The 14,291-nt window shown below is 64.5% G+C and carries 9 protein-coding genes; 7 read left to right on the top strand and 2 right to left on the bottom strand.

What is annotated here, in order from left to right; translation table 11 throughout:
* The first annotated feature begins 299 nt into the window (after positions 1 to 299).
* The 5 genes from G4223_RS12295 (at position 300) to G4223_RS12275 (ending at position 10,663) form a co-directional block, all read left to right on the top strand.
* A complete protein-coding gene (locus G4223_RS12295) occupies positions 300 to 5,420 on the top strand; it encodes a two-partner secretion domain-containing protein (RefSeq protein ID WP_163679919.1) in 5,121 nt (1,706 codons plus the stop codon).
* Positions 5,421 to 5,452: 32 nt separating this feature from the next.
* Positions 5,453 to 7,189 carry a ShlB/FhaC/HecB family hemolysin secretion/activation protein gene (locus tag G4223_RS12290; RefSeq protein WP_163679917.1) on the top strand — a complete coding sequence of 579 codons (1,737 nt, stop codon included), beginning with the start codon at positions 5,453 to 5,455 and terminating at the stop codon, positions 7,187 to 7,189.
* A gap of 14 nt (positions 7,190 to 7,203) precedes the next feature.
* Positions 7,204 to 7,902, top strand: coding sequence for a hypothetical protein (locus G4223_RS12285; RefSeq protein ID WP_163679915.1), 699 nt, complete (start codon positions 7,204 to 7,206; stop codon positions 7,900 to 7,902).
* Between the two features lie 316 nt (positions 7,903 to 8,218).
* On the top strand, positions 8,219 to 10,198 hold the full coding sequence (locus G4223_RS12280; RefSeq protein WP_163679912.1) for a methyl-accepting chemotaxis protein: 1,980 nt from the start codon (positions 8,219 to 8,221) through the stop codon (positions 10,196 to 10,198).
* Positions 10,199 to 10,315: 117 nt separating this feature from the next.
* Positions 10,316 to 10,663 (top strand): PilZ domain-containing protein, encoded by a 348-nt coding sequence (locus tag G4223_RS12275; protein WP_163679909.1) that lies wholly within the window; start codon positions 10,316 to 10,318, stop codon positions 10,661 to 10,663.
* Positions 10,664 to 10,733: 70 nt separating this feature from the next.
* On the opposite strand, the gene G4223_RS12270 is transcribed toward G4223_RS12275, so the two are convergent.
* Together G4223_RS12270 and G4223_RS12265 are read right to left on the bottom strand one after the other, a co-directional pair.
* Positions 10,734 to 11,372: an MlaC/ttg2D family ABC transporter substrate-binding protein gene (locus tag G4223_RS12270; RefSeq protein WP_163679906.1), complete on the bottom strand. Its 639-nt coding sequence runs from the start codon at positions 11,370 to 11,372 to the stop codon at positions 10,734 to 10,736.
* Positions 11,373 to 11,377: 5 nt separating this feature from the next.
* A complete protein-coding gene (locus G4223_RS12265; protein WP_163679903.1) occupies positions 11,378 to 12,187 on the bottom strand; it encodes an MlaA family lipoprotein in 810 nt (269 codons plus the stop codon).
* 272 nt (positions 12,188 to 12,459) lie between these two features.
* On the opposite strand from G4223_RS12265, the gene G4223_RS12260 reads away from it, so the two are divergent.
* Complete coding sequence (locus G4223_RS12260) at positions 12,460 to 13,416, top strand: metalloregulator ArsR/SmtB family transcription factor (RefSeq protein WP_163679901.1); 957 nt, start codon at positions 12,460 to 12,462, stop codon at positions 13,414 to 13,416.
* Entirely contained in the window at positions 13,413 to 14,291 is an 879-nt protein-coding gene (gene metF, locus G4223_RS12255; protein ID WP_163679899.1) for a methylenetetrahydrofolate reductase, read from the top strand. The genes G4223_RS12260 and metF overlap by 4 nt, the downstream gene beginning before the upstream one ends.

Below are 14,291 nucleotides of genomic sequence, written 5' to 3'. Positions count from 1 at the left end.
ATAAGAGCGACAATCTTGCGTATATTGAAAAAGCTACTCAATGAAGCGGAAAAAACGTAGAAAAATCCATGGGGTTTTTGGGCTTTAAACGCATTGTGCGCAAGTTTTGACTTGTGACGTTTTGTGTCGATCCTGCGTATGTCTGTGTGACGCAAAGCATGGTCTTGTTTATTTGTTGCTTTTCGCGATGTGTTGCCGTGGCGACTTCGCATGCGACGAAAGTAGCAGTGCAGACAAGGTCAAAATCGCCTGATGTGATGTCCAAAAGGAACTAATGGCTAAGGGTGAGGGCAAAGGTCATGAATCACGTTTTCAACGTCATCTGGAGTCACCAGCTTCAGGCCTTTGTTCCTGTTCCAGAGCGTGTGTCGAGTGGCGGTAAGCAAAAGCGTCGCCGTCGTCTGAAGAATGCCGCCGCCGTGGCTGTGGTGGTGTTGGTCACCTCACCCGAGGCGCTGGCCCAGGTGGCCAGCAACGCACTGCCGACCGGGGGCCAGATCACCGCCGGTTCGGGCAGCATCAGCCAGTCGGGCAGTTCCATGACGGTGACCCAGAACAGCGGTCAGATGATCGCCACCTGGAACACCTTCAACATCGGTTCGGGCGCCAGCGTCCAATTCGTCCAGCCCAGCACCTCGGCGGTTGCGCTGAACCGCGTGCTGGGGGGCGTCTCCCAGATCATGGGCTCGCTCAGCGCCAACGGTCAGGTCTACCTGATCAACCCCAACGGCATCGTTTTCGGCCAGGGTGCCCAGGTCAACGTCGGCGGCGTGGTGGCGTCGTCCCTGAACCTGTCCAACGCCGACTTCCTGGCGGGACGTCACGTCTTCACCGGCGGTGACGGTGCCGGCGCGGTGGTCAACCAGGGCACCATCAACGCCGCCCCCGGCGGCGTGATCGCCCTGATCGCCTCTCAGGTCAGCAACGAGGGCACGCTGAATGCGTCGGGCGGCAGCGTCGCTCTGGCGGCGGCCGGCGGCGTCACCTTGGACTTCGTCGGCGACGGCCTGTTGAACGTCAAGGTGGACCAGGGCACGTTCGACGCCCTGGTGGAAAACAAGGGGGTGGTCGTCGCCGATGGCGGCGTCGCCGCCATGTCCGCGCAAAGCGCCACGGCGCTGTTGGACACGGTGATCAACAATACCGGCACCATCCGCGCCAACACCTTGTCGGAAAAGAACGGCCGTATCGTACTGGACGGCGGTACCGCCGGAACGGTCCAGGTGTCCGGCACCCTGAGCGCCCAGGGCACCGCCGCCGGTCAGACCGGCGGCGCCATCGACGTCACCGGTCATGACGTCGCGGTGGCGGCCGACGCGGTGATCGACGCCTCGGGCGCGGCCGGCGGCGGCACCATCCGCATCGGCGGCGGCGTCCAGGGTCAGGACGCGACCATCGCCAACGCCCAGAACGTGTCCGTCGCCGAGGGTGCGGCCATCCACGCCGACGCCACCCAGAACGGCGACGGCGGCTCGGTCGTCGTGTGGTCGGACGGCGTGACCAATGTCGGCGGCACCATCACCGCCCGTGGCGGTGCTGTCGGCGGCGATGGCGGGTTTATCGAAACTTCGGGTCACCAACTGACCATGGGCGTGTTGCGAGTCGATGCCGGCGCCAGCAACGGCGCGGCTGGCCAATGGCTGATCGACCCCACCAACTCGACCATCGACGCCGCTCAGGCAGCCATTATCGTTGACAACATGGTGACCACAGACGTCGTCTATAGCGATACCGGGACCTTGACCGTCAGTTCGAACATCATCAGCACCTCGGGTCATAGCCTGACCTTGGTCGGCACGGGGGCCAACAGTGCCAGCGGCGGTGCCGGCGTGGTTCTGAGTGCCGTCACCATCAGCGTCACCGGCGACTTGGTCATCTCCGGCAATGGCTACAATGTCGTCGCCAACAGCGCCAACAGTTACGGCGGCACCGTCAATGCCGGCGGCACAGCCGGCTATGGTGTCCAGTTCAGTGGGACGGTGAATCTCAGCGGCACCAATATCACCGTGACCGGCGTCGGCGGCCGTGGCGGCAACGCCACCAACACTGCCGCCGCCGGTCCCGCCCTGCCCAATACCGGCGCCAATGGTGATTCGGGATCGCGTGCGGTTGCCGGCAACGGTGTCTATGGTGTCCTGGTGGATGCGGGCGCCGCGGTCAACATCACCGCCACCACCGCCGCGACCATCACCGCGACCGGCGGCAATGGCGGTGATGCGACCACCAGCAATACCGGTGGTGTCGCCACCGGCGGCAGCGGCGCCGATGGCTATCAGCAAGATGGCAACGTCACCTTCGATGCGCCGACGGCGACCATCGACGGCCGCCGTGGCACCGCCGGCAGCGGGTCAAGCACCTATTACACCGAATATGACGGTGGGCATTCGGCATCCTATGCCTGCGGCGAAAGCACCTGCTGGCATACCGTTTACCTGGGATGGCAGGCCGATTACCGTACGACGTCCCATTCCGGTTCGTCGGGCAGCGACGCCAGCTACGGCATCGACATCGCCGGCAACCTGACCAATTCGGCGGCCAACAGCACGTTGAAACTGGTGAGCCTGGGTCACGCCCGACAGACCGCCGGGGCGTTGACCGCCAAGAACGTGCTGATGCAAAGCAATACCAGCGCCACGTCCTGGACCTTCGACTTCCGTCAGTCGGGCAACAACATCGACGTTCTGGCGGCCCAGGCCAACACCCTTTACTACCGTGACAGCGAAGATCTGGTGATCGGCACGGTGGGGGGCGTTTCGGGCATCAGCACCAGCAACGCCACCTACGTCAAGGTCGACGCGAAAAGTGCCGGCGCGGCCGCCGCCTTGATCCAGAACAGCGGCGCCATCGCCATTTCGGTCGGCACGACCGGCGTGTTCAGTGCCGACACCATGCAGTTCAACGGCGACGCCGGCACGGTGACCGGCACCTATGTCGGCCTGCGCACCAACACCGCCAGCCGTGGCATCTCGATCACCGGTACCGACGTCGATCCCGGCAACACCTTGTTCCTCGACACCGCCAAGCTGGGGGTGTTCGCGTCCTCGATCGGATCCTTGGTGATCGGCGGCAACGCCAACACCGGCACCATCACCGTCAACGGCGCCAGCTTCAACCCCAGCACCACCCTGAGCGTGGGGAACGGCAACATCTCGCTGGCCGGCAACCTGTCGGTGGGCAGCGGCAAGCAACTGACGCTGCAAAGCGACGGCACCGTCGACGGCAACGGGGCCATCACCGCGCCGTCGCTGCTGCTGACCGGATCGGGCACCTTCAAGCTGGCCGCCGGCAAGGACAACACCAGCGCCACCGCCACCAACTCGGTCCAGACGCTGGCGGCCTCGGCCGGCACGGTGGAACTGATCAACAGCGGTGCGCTGACGGTCAGCAGCCTTTCCGCTTACACCATCTCCGGCGCCACGGCGTGGGACAGTTCGCCGTTCTCGACGGTGTCGGCGAACGGGGTCAGCGGGTCGCAGCGGGTTTACCTCAACACCACCACCGACCTCTCGCTTTCCGCCGGGGTCAGCAGCAGTGGCACCTACACCGCCATGAACGGCACCACCCCCACCGACATGAACGACCGCATGGGCGCGGCCGTGGTGTTGGTGGCCGGGCGCTACTTCAACAACAATTACAATTCGTCGGCGCTGTCGGCGACGAACAGCCGTTGGCTGGTCTATTCCCAGACCCCGGAAACCGGCGGCAATTCCCGTGGCAGCCAGGCGCACACCTTCCGTTATTACGCCTGGGACTTCTTCCGCTCCGCCGATTCCAGCTACAATTACGACAACGGCAGCTTCGGCCGCACCCTTCCGGGCAGCACCGGTTCGACCGCAGGCCTGAACGGCTTCCTGTACAGCGCCCAGCCGACCTTGACCATCACGCCCGACAACGGTCAAAGCGGCACCTATGGCAATACCCCCAGCCTGAGCGGCTATGGCGCCAGCGGCTGGTACACCGCCAACGGCGGCGACAGCGGCACCATGACCGGCACCGCCCGCTACAGCAGCACCGCCACCAGCAATTCGAACGTCGGCACCTACGACATCTCGTACATCGCCAGCGACACCACCACCGATGCCACCCAGTACCTGGTGCCCAAGTACAACGGTTACGTCATGGGCTACAAGGTGGTGAACAGCACCCGCACCAACGGCTACACGGTCAACCAGCGGGCCATCACCATCACCGCCGACGCGGCGCAGACCAAGGTGTACGGCGACGCCGACAGCGTGCTGACCTACACCGTGACCTCGGGGTCCCTGGTGAACACCGGAACTGGTGGCACCGGCGCGCTGAGCGGTTCGTTGAACGGCGGCGGCGTCACCGCGACGGTGGGCAACTACAACATCACCCAAGGTACCTTGGGCAACAGCAACTACAACATCACTTACGTCGGCAACACCTATAACGTCGTCGCGCGGCCGATCACCATCACCGCCAACAGCAACCAGCAGAAACACAAAGGCGACTTGGACCCGACCCTGCTTTATTCGGTCAGCTATACCGGCAACGGCTCCAAGACCGCCTTGGTCAACAATGACAGCTTGAGCGGCAGCCTGACCCGCGCCGTCGGTGAGGAAAACGGCGACTACGCCATCAGCCAGGGAACCTTGGCGGCCAGCGCCAATTACGCCGTCACCTTCGTCGGCGCGGATTTCGCCATCACCACGCCGCCGACCAACACCTCCAGCCTGGTCAGCGTCCAGACCGGCATCACCGGCACCAGCACCAATACCTCCTCCGGGAGCACGACCCAGGCCGCGCAACAGGTCGGCGCCGGCACCGGCACCTCGACGCTGGTCAGCGCCGCCAACAACCAGGTGGTGTTCAACAACACGGTTCCGGCGCCCACCACCGGGACTGCCGTTCCCGCGCCGCAGGCTCCGGCGCCGCAAACCCAAGGCACGGCGCCCGCTGGGACGGCATCCACGCCCATGACCGTGTCGTCGGGTGGCGCCACCTCGGCCATGACCGTGAGCGTCAGCGGCGGTGCCATGTCGGTGGACGTGCCGGCCCTGGCCAACGTCGCCGCCGATCCGGCCGGCAACAACTCCACCGGTTTGACGCTGTTCGTGGCCAACGGTCAGGGTGTCCAGGCCAAGGGCGATTTCAACGTGGTGCACCAGGGCACCACCATGACCGCCACGACCGGCACCGCCACGGTGGCGCCGCCAGCCGCCGCGCCGACCCTGGTCGGCGACCCGGTGGTGGCTGCCATCGACGTTCCCGGCCTGGGCAACGTTCCGATCTCGGTCGGTGTTTCGGCCGAAGGCGTGTTGGTGATCTCGATGCCCGCCGACGCCGTTCAGGCGGCCGATCCGCAAACCACCATGCTGGTCGGGCTGGCGCTGGCCCGACAGGGCTTGGGAACCTCGGTCGGTGACGTCAAGGCCGTCATGATCACTCCGGCCCAGTGAGACAACAGGAAATGAGCAAAAGGAAAAAGGCGATGCCGCACATGTCCCTTAATTTTCGTCGTGGGCTGATGGTCGCGGCGGCGTCCCTGGTGGCGCTGCCCGCGCTGGCGGCATCGCCCGATTCGGGACAGTTGCTGAACGAGCAACAGCAGCGCCCCGCCCGTCTGCCGGACCGTCTGCCGCAGCCGGAAAGCAAGGACTTGCCGGTCGGCGTGCCCGATGCCGACGCCCGTCAGGTACTGGTGAAGGCTTTCCGCTTCACCGACATCGAGGGGTTGGCCACCGAGGAGGAACTGAACCAACTGGTGCAGCCCTATGTGGGCAAGTCCTTGACCTTCAACCAGCTTCAGGAAGTGGCCAATGCCGTCACCGCCTATTTGCGCGAAAAGGGCTGGCCGTTGGTTCAAGCTTATCTGCCGCGCCAGGACGTGACGGACGGCGAGATCGAGATCGCGGTGATCCGTGGTCATGTCGAGAGCAGCGGCGTGGTCGTGCGTGGTGGCGAGAACCGCATTTCCAACGATACCGCCAAGGCGTTCGTGGACGGTGCCTTGCCGCAGGACGGCGGAACTCCCGGTCAGTATGAATTCGAGCGCGGCGTGCTGTTGCTCAACGACCTGCCGGCGGTCAGCGCCAAGACCACCTTGGAACGCGGTGCGGAAGCCAATTCCACCCGTGTCTTGGTGGATGTCACCGAAGGCAGCTGGTACAGCGGCGCCGTCAATCTGGACAATTACGGCAACCGCTATACCGGCGGCTTCCGCAAGATCGCCAATGCCGCGCTGAACAGTCCGTTCGCGTTGGGCGACCAGTTGAGCGTCTCGGGCACCCTGGCCGACCGTTTGTGGATGGAGCAGCTTGGCTACAGCCTGCCGCTCGGCACCAGCGGCCTCCGGCTGTCCGGTTCCTACACCAACATGCATTACAAGATCGGCAAGGAAAACGTCGGTCTGGTCAATTCCGGTCTGGCCAAGACCTACGACATCCGCGCCAGCTACCCGATCATCCGCACCCGCATGCTGAACGTCAGCGGTGCCTTGGGCTACACCTACAAGGTGCTGACCGACAAGACCACCGCCGTGGTCACCAGCGACCGCCGGGTGGCGGATTGGCAACCCAGCCTGACCGTCAGTAATTTCGACTCGTTGGGCGGCGGCGGCCTCAGCACCGCCACGCTCAGCACCACCATCGGCCGTCTGGACCGGTCGCGCATGGAATCGGATGAAACCACCGACGCCGCTTCGGCCCATTCGACCGGCACTTTCCACAAGCTCAACCTGTCGGCGGCGCGCCTTCAGCGTCTGACCTCGGATTTCTCGCTGTTCGGGTCGTTCAACGGCCAATTCGCCGACAAGAACCTGGATTCGTCGGAAAAGCTCATCCTGGGCGGCCCCTCGGGCATCCGTGCCTATCCGGTGGGTGAAGGCTCGGGCGATGTCGGCTGGCTGACCAACATCGAATTGCGCTACGACGTGCCGGTCGATCTGCCGATCGGCATGCTGCAATTGGTCACCTTCTACGATGCGGGTGGCATCAAATGGAACCGTTCCCGCTGGCAGGGCGACGTGACCTCGGCCACCGGCCGCAACTATTACAACCTGTCCGGTGCCGGCGTCGGCCTGAACCTGTCGCTTGCCAACATCTACGCGATCCGCGCCTCCTGGGCGCGCACGCTTGGCGATAACAACGGTGAGAGCACTTCCGGCAACAACGCCAACGGCCTTCGGGAAAACAACCAGTTGTGGTTGTCCGGCATCGTCTATTTCTAAGGCTGTTTCCAGATATGAAGACGACACGAAGCTTTTGCCGCATCGTCACGGTGGCGGTGGTTCTGGTTGGTACGCTGATCGGCGTGCCGGCCCAGGCTGCCGCCAAGGATAAGGAAACCCCAAGCCAGAGCCAGGCACCGACCGTGACCATCACCGGTTTCCGGTCGGCCCAGTTCGGTGACAGCGAAAGCCAGTTGCTGCCCAAGATCGCCAAGGATCTTGGAATCGACGCCAAAAGCATCAAGGCGGACACCCATCCGGTTGAACGCACCCGCTTCTTGCTGGCCGAGGCCAAGAACCTGTTGCCGGACAGCGGCACGGCGTCGGTCGCCTATATCCTGGGCGCCACCAGCAAGGCGCTGATGCAGGTGAACGTGGTGTGGACGGTGGCACCCGGCGACAAAGCCGGGCTGGAGCGTGTGGCCGCCACCGCCAACGCCCTACGCGACCATCTGGCGGGGAAGGGTGCCTACGTCAAGGACAGCATGGCGCTCAACGCCCGTCTTCCCGATGGTTCCATCCTGGTTTTCCGCGGCGCAGACGTCCAGGGACACATGGTGGCGCTGCATCTGGTGGTACAACCGGCCACGCCACCGCAGGAAGAGAAGAAGGACGACGGAACGTCGCCGGAGATGGGGGCGATCCTGCGTCTTTCCTATATGGAAAAACCCGGCGCCCCGGATGTTCTCAAGCTCGCCCCATCCGCATTCTGAAGGAAAGTAAAACCTTTCAGCGAACGGCCCGTCGGAAAACTTCCGGCGGGCCGTTCGCCGTTCAGCCTTCCATAGCATCGAAGTTCCTGGTTCGAGGCATCGGAGGAAAGCTGGCGCCACACGTTTTGAGTTTATTTCTTCGTGCCGCACTATTTATCGCAAAGAAAACGGCTGCGACATGGAAGGTGATGCGGATATTTTGGTGGTCGAACCTACGTCGGAAGATTGTTAACCAATAGCATCACTTGCTGTACGGGCTTTCTGTACTATCTTGTCTTTGTGGGGGGGAGCGTGTCTGGAGGTGGGGATGACGAGGATGGGCATCAAAGGCCGGTTGGCCGTGTCGTTCCTGGCCGTGCTGTCGCTGGTGGCCTTGCTGCTGGTGCCGCTGATGCTGGGGCAATTGGCCGATACCATTCGTATCGCCGAAGAACGGGAATTGGAGAACACGCGGGTCGCCTTTGTCGGGGCGGTTGCCGACAGCACCCATTCGGGCGCCTTGCTGGCCCGTTTCGTCGCCGAGATGCCGGACGCCAAGGTGGCCTTCGCCGCCCGCGACCGCGACCGTTTGGGGCAATTGTTCATCGATGCCTTCGCCGCGTTGAAAAAGACTTACGGCGTGTCGCAGATGCAGTTCCACACGCCACCGGCCCTGTCGTTCCTGCGTGTCCACATGCCTCAGAAATTCGGCGACGACCTGTCCAGCTTCCGCAAGACGGTGGTCGAGGCCAACCGTGACGGCAAGGCCGTCCTGGGCCTGGAAAACGGTGTCGGCGGCATGGGCGTGCGGGCGGTGGTGCCGGTGACCCAGGACGGCAAGCATCTTGGCACCGTCGAGTTCGGCCTGAATTTCGGTAAGGATCTGGCCGAAACCTTCAAGAAGCAATTCGGGGTCGAGGTCGCCTTGCACGCTGCCAACGCAGCGGTACAACAAGGCGGTACCATCAAGGAGGAATACAAGACCCTGGCCTCGACCGCGCCCGAGCCGTTCTTCAGTGAAACCGAGTGGCGCGAGGCGCTGGACGGGCATCAGATTCTCAAGCGCGGTTTCCGCGACGGTGTGCCGGTGACGGCGGTTGCCGCTCCGGTCATGGATTATGCCGGCAAACCGGCGGCGGTGGTCGAGTTGGTGATGGATTCCAGCCTGTATGCCGACCAATACGCAGCCGCCCGCAACAAGGCGCTGGCGGTGGTGGCCGGCGTGCTGGCGGCCGGTTTGGTGGTCGCGCTGGTTCTGGCGCGCGGCATCGCCCTGCCGCTTGAGGGCATCACTGCGGTGATGCGGCGGCTGGCCAGTGGCGAACTGGAGGTCGTTGTGCCGTCTACTGGCCGTACTGACGAAGTCGGCGAGATGGCGCGTGCGGTGGCGGTGTTCAAGGCCCAGGCCGAAGAGAACAAGGCGTTGCACGATGAACAGGAGACTTTGCGGACCCAGGCCGAGGCTGGCCGGCGTCAAGCCTTGGACCGTGTGGCCGACGACCTGCAAAACGCGCTAGGCGGAGTCGCCGACGTGGTCAAGCGGGCTTCGGGGGGCTTGCACGACACTGCCGCGACCCTGAACGCCATGGTGGATCAGGCGCATGGCGGTGCCACCGCCGTCGCCAGCGCCGCCGAGGAAGCCTCGGCCAACGTCCAGACCGTGGCCGCCGCCACCGAGGAATTGTCCGGCTCGATCACTGAGATCAGTCGCCAGATGAGCGAGAACACCCGCATCGCCGCCGCTGCCGTTGACGACGCGAACGCCGCCGACACCTGTGTAGCCGAATTGTCCAATGCGGTGACCAAGATCGGCGAGGTGGTGCAATTCATCACCGCCATCGCCGGCCAGACCAACCTTCTGGCGCTGAACGCCACCATCGAGGCGGCCCGCGCCGGTGAGGCCGGCAAGGGCTTCGCCGTGGTGGCCGGCGAGGTCAAGCATCTGGCCAACCAGACGGCCAAGGCCACCGAGGAGATTACCGCCCAGATCGACGCAGTTCAGGCCGCCACCGGACGGGCGGTGGGGGCGCTGGGCGCCATCACCAAGGTTATCGGTCAGATGAGCGCCGTCACCACCGCCATCGCCAGCGCTGTCGAGGAGCAGGGCGCCGCCACCCAGGAAATCGCCCGCAACGTCCATCAGGCGGCCGAAGGAACCCGTCAGGTGTCGCTTAACATCGCCGGCGTGTCCGAGGCTATCAGTGCCGCCAGTCTGGCCGCGGAGCATGTGTTGAGTTCGGGGGCCGACCTTGCCCATCAGGCCGAGGTGTTGAAATCCGGTCTCAACCAGACGGTCGAGAAAATCCGCACCACCTGAGGGGGCGGATGGTGGGCCGGCTGAACCGGAGCGCCAGGGACTCTTGGCCTTGGGGGCGGGGACGGGTATGATTTTTCCACGCGCCATGCATGCGGGGCGCATCTTGGGGATTGCCACATGAACATGCGCAGCAGGTTGGATCGCCGTTTCGACGACCGCCATCCGGGAACGGGCCTGGTGGCCGTCACCGAGGGCGACACGTTCGAGGTGCTGGACATTTCCATCGGCGGCATGAAGATCCCGCTGCCGGCCGGGCGCCGTACCTGGAAGGGACAGGTTCTGGATTTCGAATTGCGTTCGACCCGTTGGCCCGAGATGCGAATCGCCGTCGGCAAAGGAGAGGTGCGGTTCGTCAACCGTGACTGGATAGCGTTGCAATTCGTGCGGCCGTCCTACGACCTGATGAAATGCGTCAGCCGGCACGTGGCCGGTCTGGTGTGGGGGGACAAACCTTACGGGTATTGAGTTCCCGGTGACGCCATGAAAAAAGGCCGCGTCATAGCGGCCTTTTTTCATGGTCTTTGGCGCGATGCCGTCAATTGGCGGCGGCAAGGGTTTCCGCACGCAATTGCGCGACCTTTTTCCGTAAGGCCTGCAACAGGCCGTCGACACGGCCGCCGGCGCTTTGGATCACAGAACCATATTCGGAGCGGTGGGTCAGCGCCATGGAGGCGCCTTCAACCTTGATGTCCAGAACCTTGAAGACGTCGCCTTCCCGGCGCACCCGCCACGAAACGGCGATGGGCTCCAGCTTCTCGCGCAGCATGCGGGAATCCACCAGGAAGTCGCCGCCGGATTCGGGTTGGACCCCCAGGATTTCCAGGGTTTCGCCGGAATAGTCCTTGAAACGCCGGGTCCAGGTGTAGACCTGGATATCCTCGAACAGCCGCAGGAATTCCTGTTGCTGCTCGGGGGTGGCGACGCGCCAGTGACGGGCCAGGACCAGCTTGCCGATCTCGGGCAGATCGAAGGTATCGACGAACAGCGTACGGAACCGGTTGGCGCGGTCTTCGTTGCTGATCCCCTTGACCGCCACGTTGTTCATGGCGGTGTCGGCCAGTTTCTGGATGAAGGCGCGCGCCTCGGTCTCCATTTCGGCGCGAGCCGGAAGGGAGACGGCGAAGGTGGAAACGACGGCGGCAACCAGACCGATCAGCGAACGACGAGAAAGCATGGCGCTCAGTTGCCGCTCGCGGCCGGCGGCTCGACGGCGCTCAGGTTGAGGTTGGGAGAGTTTTCCCCATTGCCGCCGCCATTCTTGACGTCGGCGGCGCGGCGCTGACGGTACAGCGAGCGGACGGCGGCGTAATAGTCGAGCGAGGACTTCTCGACCTCGTCCAGGGTGTCGAGCAGGCTTTCGCGCTTGTCGATGCCGGCGACGCCGGTGCGGGTCCACACCACCCAGTCGCGGCCGGTATTGTCCATCCACAAGTTGAACGGATCGCTCAGCCATTCGACGGCAAGGCCGCTGGTGTCGCGGGGATTGCTGGGGCCAAGGATTGGCAGCACCAGATAGGGGCCCTCGCCGACGCCCCAGACCGCGAAGGTCTGGCCGAAATCTTCGTCGTGGTAGGGGATGCCGCCGGGCGAGGCCACGTCGAACAGGCCGCCGATGCCGAAACCGGTGTTGAAGGCGAAGCGCATCAGCGTCTGCATGGCGCGGTCGGGTTCGCCCTGAAGGATGTCGTTGGCCAGGATGATGGGCGAGCGCAGGTTGTTCAGCGCGTCGCGCACACGTTCGCGGCCATAGGCTGGCACCACTTCGCGATAGCCGGTGGCGATGGGCTTGATCAGGGCCTTGTCGATGGCGGTGTTGAACTCGAAGACCGCCCGGTTCATGGGTTCAAGCGGGTCGTTGACCTGTTCCCATTCGGCCACGGCCTCCTTGTCGTCGGCGGGCGGCGGAGTGGCGCAGCCGGAAACCAAGGCAATGGCAAACAGGGAAGCGGTGAGCCGCATGGCAATGGAGCGAGGAGAAATGGTCGTCATTCGCTTGTCTTGTCGCCCTGTAATGTCATGGCCCGAGTAAGGCCCCGACGGTGTCAAAGGATCAACGAAGGCGACATCCGAAGATTGCCCCCGCATCGTCTGAGGTAGCACACTCGGTGCACAAACTCCAGCCGGCAGAATCTTCCGGGTCTGTCGCATGCGCGTAATGTTGCATCACGGCAACACTCTTTGGGACACACTCGCACAAGGGGCTTCATATCCGCATAAAGATATGTTTATATGTTTTCGAGAATGAGCGGAGGGCCCATCGGGTGGAGGCTGTATTGACGGGATTGCGCGCGGCGGCAGAGCCGACGCGCCTGCGTCTCCTGGCCCTGCTGGCCCAGGGCGAGCTGACCGTGAGCGAGCTGACCCACATCCTGGGCCAAAGCCAGCCGCGCGTGTCGCGCCATCTCAAGCTGATGTGCGAGGCCGGTCTGCTCGACCGTTATCCCGAGGGGGCCTGGGTGTTCTACCGTCTTGCCGCCAAGGGCGGCGGGGCGGCCCTGGCGCGTGCCCTGCTTGATCTGTTGCCGGCGGAAGATCCCACCATCGCCCTGGACCAGGAGCGTCTTGCCATGGTGCGGGTGGCCCGTGCCGCCAAGGCCCAGGACTATTTCACCGCCAACGCCGAACGCTGGGACGAAATTCGCGGCCTGAACGTGGACGACGCCGAGGTCGAGCGCGCCCTGGTCGCCGTCTTCGCCGGGCGCGGCGTGCGCGATCTGGTGGACATGGGCACCGGCACCGGCCGCGTTCTTGAAGTCCTGGGACCGCATGTGGAGCGCGGCGTCGGCGTCGATCTGTCGCGCGAAATGCTGGCGGTGGCCCGCGCCAACCTGGAACGCGCCGGTCTGGGCCATTGCATGGTGCGCCAGGGTGACATCACCCAATTGCCGTTGGCCGCCGCCTCGGCCGACGCGGTGACCATCCATCAGGTGCTGCATTACGCCACCGACCCGGCCGCCGTGGTGGCCGAGGCGGCGCGGGTGCTGCAACCGGGCGGGACGCTGGTCATCGTCGATTTCGCGCCTCACCAGCTTGAGGTGTTGCGTGACGAACACGCCCACCACCGCCTGGGCTTCGCCGACGACGAGGTAGCCGGCTGGCTGCGCGTTGCCGGCCTCGAACCCGGCCCCGTCACCCGCCTGCCGGGACAACATTTGACCGTGGTGCTGTGGACGGCCACCCGTGCCGCCCAGCCCAACCTGAAAGGAGCCGCCGCGTGAGCCCCCTTCCCATCGCCGCCACCCGTCCGGTGAACGTCTCGTTCGAATTCTTCCCGCCCAAGACCGAGAAGATGCAGGAGACCTTGTGGGAGTGCATCAAGCGCCTTGAGCCGCTGGCCCCCAGCTTCGTCTCGGTGACCTACGGCGCCGGGGGCGGCACCCGCGAGCGCACCCACGACACCGTGGTCCGCATCGCCCGCGAGACCTCGCTCAAGCCAGCCGCCCACCTGACCTGTGTCGGCCACCAGACCGGCGAGGTGGACGACATCGCCCGGCGTTATTGGGACGAAGGCATCCGCCATATCGTGGCGTTGCGCGGCGACGCCCCGGAAGGTTCGGGCAAGTATGTGCCGACTCCCGGCGGCTACGCCTATGCCGTTGATCTGGTGAAGGGGCTCAAGCGCATCGCCGATTTCGAGATTTCGGTGGCGGCCTATCCCGAGATGCATCCCGACGCCCCCAGCGCACAATTCGACCTGGACAACCTCAAGGCCAAGGTTGACGCGGGCGCCACGCGGGCCATCAGCCAGTATTTCTTCGACGTGGACGTCTATCGCCGCTTCCGCGACAAGGCCGCCGCCGCGGGTATCAATGTGCCGATCCTGCCCGGTATCCTGCCGGTGACCAACTTCGCCCAGGTGCGGAAGTTCAGCGCCGCTTGCGGCGCCAGCGTGCCGGACTGGATGGCCAAGCTGTTCGAGGGGCTGGACGACGACCCCGACACCCGCCGCCTGGTCGCCGCCACCGTGGCCGCCGAGCAATGCCGCGCCCTGGCCGCCGACGGCGTCTCCGATTTCCATTTCTACACCCTGAACCGCGCCGACCTGGCCTACGCCATCTCCCATATCCTGGGCGTGCGGCCCCAGGCCAAGTAA

Origin of the sequence: Magnetospirillum aberrantis SpK, assembly GCF_011022235.1 — a bacterium.
Taxonomy (GTDB): Bacteria; Pseudomonadota; Alphaproteobacteria; order Rhodospirillales; family Magnetospirillaceae; genus Magnetospirillum; species Magnetospirillum aberrantis.
Note: the sequence above shows the minus strand (reverse complement) of the source record. Positions and strands in the feature narration are given on the sequence as shown.

Coding starts and splice junctions, on each gene's coding strand:
- G4223_RS12285 (WP_163679915.1), top strand. CDS start 7,204: ATGAAGACGACACGAAGCTTTTGCCGCATCGTCACGGTGGCGGTGGTT.
- G4223_RS12295 (WP_163679919.1), top strand. CDS start 300: ATGAATCACGTTTTCAACGTCATCTGGAGTCACCAGCTTCAGGCCTTT.
- G4223_RS12280 (WP_163679912.1), top strand. CDS start 8,219: ATGGGCATCAAAGGCCGGTTGGCCGTGTCGTTCCTGGCCGTGCTGTCG.
- G4223_RS12290 (WP_163679917.1), top strand. CDS start 5,453: ATGCCGCACATGTCCCTTAATTTTCGTCGTGGGCTGATGGTCGCGGCG.
- G4223_RS12265 (WP_163679903.1), bottom strand. CDS start 12,187: ATGACGACCATTTCTCCTCGCTCCATTGCCATGCGGCTCACCGCTTCC.
- G4223_RS12275 (WP_163679909.1), top strand. CDS start 10,316: ATGAACATGCGCAGCAGGTTGGATCGCCGTTTCGACGACCGCCATCCG.
- G4223_RS12270 (WP_163679906.1), bottom strand. CDS start 11,372: ATGCTTTCTCGTCGTTCGCTGATCGGTCTGGTTGCCGCCGTCGTTTCC.